General features: G+C 40.8%; 4 protein-coding genes. 2 read left to right on the forward strand and 2 right to left on the reverse strand.

Annotated elements, in window-relative coordinates; genetic code table 11:
- Window positions 1–229 (forward strand): hypothetical protein (locus ACJ751_RS29095; protein WP_407749057.1); only part of this gene is annotated, 229 nt, incomplete at its 5' end.
- 212 nt (window positions 230–441) lie between these two features.
- Complete coding sequence (locus ACJ751_RS29100; RefSeq protein WP_407749058.1) at window positions 442–1,155, forward strand: hypothetical protein; 714 nt, start codon at window positions 442–444, stop codon at window positions 1,153–1,155.
- Window positions 1,156–1,167: 12 nt separating this feature from the next.
- Here ACJ751_RS29100 and ACJ751_RS29105 read toward each other — a convergent pair whose 3' ends face one another.
- Entirely contained in the window at window positions 1,168–2,073 is a 906-nt protein-coding gene (locus ACJ751_RS29105; RefSeq protein ID WP_407749059.1) for a transglutaminase domain-containing protein, read from the reverse strand.
- Window positions 2,074–2,455: 382 nt separating this feature from the next.
- Window positions 2,456–2,725 carry a hypothetical protein gene (locus tag ACJ751_RS29110; protein WP_014217856.1) on the reverse strand — a complete coding sequence of 90 codons (270 nt, stop codon included), beginning with the start codon at window positions 2,723–2,725 and terminating at the stop codon, window positions 2,456–2,458.
- Window positions 2,726–3,282: the final 557 nt, after the last annotated feature.

The raw sequence follows: 3,282 nt of genomic DNA on the forward strand, positions 1-3,282 counted from the left end.
CTACGATTCTGGAGAACGGGAAGCCCGTTTTGGAGTCAGTAATAGGGACTTGTTTCCGGGGTGGTTGACCACAAATTTAGTGGAAAATTTACGCATAGGTTTTGCTGTGAATAAAAAGGGGAAAACTGTTAGCGAAGGAACAGGTGTAAAAAAAGGGTGGAATAATACAATGGAGTATGTGCAACCCTCTAAGGAAAAACAGCGGTTGTTTGATACGGATATAACTTAATTGTTTAACCGAAATTTCTGCTAAAACGATAAAAAATGCGGTATAGCTATATTCTGCTCAATTGTTCACAAATTCCCTTATGCAAACGATTGTGTAAACACGTTTTTAAGTACAGTATTTTATGCAGGATCGGGCAAAAGTACAATTACTGAAAAACCCGACAGGCGCAATATTATCCTGTATTTTAGCGATTTTAGCATGTAATTCTCTGCATGATTTCGAAAAGTATTATATACCAGATCGTGTCTGTTTTGGCCGTAGGATTGTATTTCGTCCCAATGCTTGTTGTGCTGATGAAAAAGCTGTGGGCGGCGGTCCCATTCAGGCTATTCGCCCTGTACTGGCTGATAGGTGCACTGGCCAACCTGGTTGAGTATATGCATTTATCGCCCCCGGCGCTGGATCTATATACCGTTATCTATAACCTGCTTGATATTCCTATAGTACTTTCTATATTTTACTTCTCCTCTTCTTCCCCGGTTGTTAAAAAGTTCATCAGAATAGTGGCGCCGGCCTTACTGGCTATAAGCCTTGTAAACTGCAGTATCAGGGGTTTTAATACCGATGCGCTGGAATATGTGTTGGGCGGGGAGCTGCTAATTGTGCTGAGTGTGATCGTATGGGAGATCATTTTGAAATTACAGCAGATCAAACTGACTGGTCCCGTAAAGGGCCTGCTGTTGATCTACGCAGCCCTTTTTTTTGAATACGGAACTTTTGTTGTTATTTATATTTTCGATTATTTCCTGCCTGGCACTTCTACCTCCACCGATAACTTCCTGGTGTATTATTTATCTTCCTTAGTGGCCCTTCCCGTGGCCATCTGTGGATTCCTCACAAAAGGTATTAAAACCCCGCCACAACCGTTGGCTGACAGATCGGAGAATCCTTTCAGCAGGAGTATTCCTGATTATGTTCAGATCTAAAAGGCAGTGGGCTTATAAATTAATAATTGCGTAGGCTGTTTCGCTAACATACGGTCCGCCGGGATAGCGGGCGGTATAATCGAGGTTGATCCAGTATTGACCGTTTTGTTCGTGGTAATACATGTTGTCGATGGCTTCGTTACCAAAAAGGTGAATAACGGCCTGTTGCATCAGCTCGAACTGTTTTTCATCGCCGCACAGCAGTTCGGGATATAAGTGACCATCTGTTAAGATCATACGGCAATGAGCGCCTATGGCCTTCATGCACGACACCATTAAAATGCTGTGATCATCACAATCGCCCCCCAGTCCGTTTAAAATGGTTTCCCGGGCGGTGGCAAAGTATTCATCCCTTTCCGAGTCAGATACATACTTGAAGTTGCTGTTTATATGCTTGAACAGCGATAACAGCCGTACCTGTGAGCCATACTTGGGGTAATATTCGTCAAATGATTCCAGTGAGTATTTTACGGAATAGTTCCGTACCACGGAATCGGTAGCGATCACTTTCGATTGAAGCGTTTTTACCGTTTTGGTTAACGGGCCATCAAAAAAGGTAGGCCGTAACACCAGGTCTATTTCCTTTTGTTCCTTTTTGCCCCAATTATTCTGCACCATGGTTTTATAATCCCTGATCATATTGCCAAAGCCATAGCCATTGGTTAACTGATTATAAATAAGCACCAATATGAGCAAACCTACTGCTGGAAGCAATAAAAAGCGGAACAGTCTGAGTGTGAGAAATGTTAATGTACCGGCTAAAATAATGGAAACCGTAAGGTCAAGGTTCCAGTCGCCGAGAATTAATGGTGGAATATAGCGGTTGATAAGAGGCGCCAATGGTATCACTGCCAGTATACTTAATATAACCAGCAGCACTTTCCGGGTATGGCCGTATTTATCCTGGGCTTGGTTCATAACGCACTTACTTTACAGAAACGAAAGTTCAACCATTTTGTTTGTATGGCAAGTGTTAAGCTTACTGTAATTTGACCGGTAATGATTTTACCTGATAAACTGGTAAAAAAATGTATGGAGCATATCAGGCGCTTACCGCCGGTTCACCGAATTGAATCCCCCTGAACAGTGAAACAATATGGTAACCGGTTAAGCAAACTTACATAAAAAACCGCGAGAAAAGAATAGCCGCAAAAACGGTAAAGTTTATGGTAACAGGTATAAAAAATATAAGGTTTAAAGTAGTTACTCTAACATGTTTGGGCAGTTCTCTTTTTGCTAAGAGAAAGCATGTAAAATGAGTTAACAACTTTAAACCTTATACATTATACTTTAAGCCTCATTATTCGTCATCTTCTTCCTCATAATAGGCATCCGTGCTGTCATTATAAACAGCTTCCCATTCTTTTACTTTGTCATCACTCAACAGTTCCAGAATGTCGAAAATCGGATCGTTTTTCTTTTTCCACACCATCACCGGCATATCCTCATATTGAGTAATATACAGGCATTGGTCAGTTTCTACCGTGATTTTAATAAGCGTTACAGGTTCGTCTTCTTTTTCCTGTATCAAATAAAAACAGCCGGGCTCTAACAATGAATAAGAATACATACTAATATCCTCCACCTTTTTTAATGTTTCAAAAAAGAAGAATCAACAGGTTGCAAGCCGAATTAAATGGGTAGTATACGCGTTACGTTCTACAGAATTTAATGAGTTGGTTCCATGTAGTATAAATGGGATGTAAGTAAAGTGTCCCGTTTCGCGTACCATTCAAAATTAGGATAAAAACACACACCGGCCATACTCCCGGCAACTGCCAGGCCGAATTTATAATTTGTTTAAAGTTGCCTATTGATAACCATTAAGTTAGATGGTTTAGCTTTTTTAGCCCTTAGCCATTAATTGATGAAATTTAAATTTTCGGACCGCCTGGTTAAAACCCATTTTTGGCACCGCATCTATAGGCCGACAAGCTGGCAAATGAGCACTGATTTGGCAGTTATTAGGGAAAAACCTAAAGCCCTAAAGTGGAAACCAATAACATAAGGGTTATTAAGGGTTTAGCTTTCAGTTTTTACCTTTCGGCTTTCTGCCTGCAGCTGGACTTTTCGTTAACAAGTGTTTGAGAATCAATTCTTTTCAGTTATCCTGCTGCAACACCTTCA

It is taken from the genome of Niastella sp. (assembly GCF_045805085.1).
Taxonomy (GTDB): domain Bacteria; phylum Bacteroidota; class Bacteroidia; order Chitinophagales; family Chitinophagaceae; genus Niastella.

What these genes read in the sequence shown, in the direction of transcription:
- ACJ751_RS29100 (WP_407749058.1), top strand. Translation starts at nt 442, where the DNA reads ATGATTTCGAAAAGTATTATATACCAGATCGTGTCTGTTTTGGCCGTA.
- ACJ751_RS29105 (WP_407749059.1), bottom strand. Translation starts at nt 2,073, where the DNA reads ATGAACCAAGCCCAGGATAAATACGGCCATACCCGGAAAGTGCTGCTG.
- ACJ751_RS29110 (WP_014217856.1), bottom strand. Translation starts at nt 2,725, where the DNA reads ATGTATTCTTATTCATTGTTAGAGCCCGGCTGTTTTTATTTGATACAG.